This is a genomic window from Nitrobacter sp. 62-13 (assembly GCF_001896955.1).
GTDB lineage: Bacteria > Pseudomonadota > Alphaproteobacteria > Rhizobiales > Xanthobacteraceae > Nitrobacter.
The window spans coordinates 1-812 of record NZ_MKRN01000160.1 but is presented as its reverse complement, the minus strand read 5'-3'; the positions used below and the strand labels follow the sequence as shown (position 1 = coordinate 812).

Genomic DNA, 812 nt, shown 5'->3' with positions numbered 1-812 from the left:
TGTGCGTGCGCCCTCGGGGCAGCCGAAATGGACATTCAATGCGATCCCCGATCGCGTCCCGGCCATATCGCTGGCGAAACATCCGGAACGTCAGGCCCGTGGATTGCTGCAACTGTCCTATCGCGTGGAGGACGACTACGGCGTGACCGAAGCCCACGCGGTCTTTTCGGGTCGGACCGAGCCCTCCGCAAAGAACGGCGTGACCCCGCGTCCGCTGTTCGATCCGCCGCAGTTCGCGCTGGTGTTGCCGAACGCCAGGCCCCGCAGCGGGATCGGACAGACTGTCAAGGATCTGAGCGAGAGTCCCTATGCCGGCGCCGATGTGACTCTGACGCTGAGCGCGCGCGACGACGCGGGCAACGAGGGACACAGCGAGCCGTTCGACCTGCGCCTGCCGGAACGTGTGTTCACCAAACCGCTGGCTCGCGCGCTGATCGAGCAACGCCGGATCCTGGCGCTGGACGCCAATCAGAGCAGGCAGGTCCATACGGCGCTCGATGCGCTTCTGATCGCGCCCGAGGTTTTCACCCCAAAGGTGGGGGAGTATCTCGGCCTTTACAGCGTCACGAAGCAGCTTGAGGAAGCGCGCATCGACGCTCAGTTGCGCGAGGTCGTCGGCAACCTCTGGGCGCTCGCGGTCAGCATCGAGGACGGCAATATCACCGACGTCGACAAGGCACTGCGTGCGGCGCAGGACGCGCTGAAGGAGGCGCTGGAGCGTGGCGCGAGCGACGAGGAGATCAAGAAGCTCACCGAGAACCTGCGTGCGGCGCTGGACAAATACCTGAAGCAGTTGGCCGAACAGATGCGCG

The 812-nt window shown here is 65.0% G+C and carries 1 protein-coding gene; it reads left to right on the top strand.

All coding sequences use genetic code 11. From position 1 onward, the window contains the following. Nucleotides 1–812, top strand: an 812-nt coding sequence (locus BGN91_RS11150; RefSeq protein WP_292613118.1) for a DUF4175 family protein, incomplete at both ends; no start/stop codon positions are given.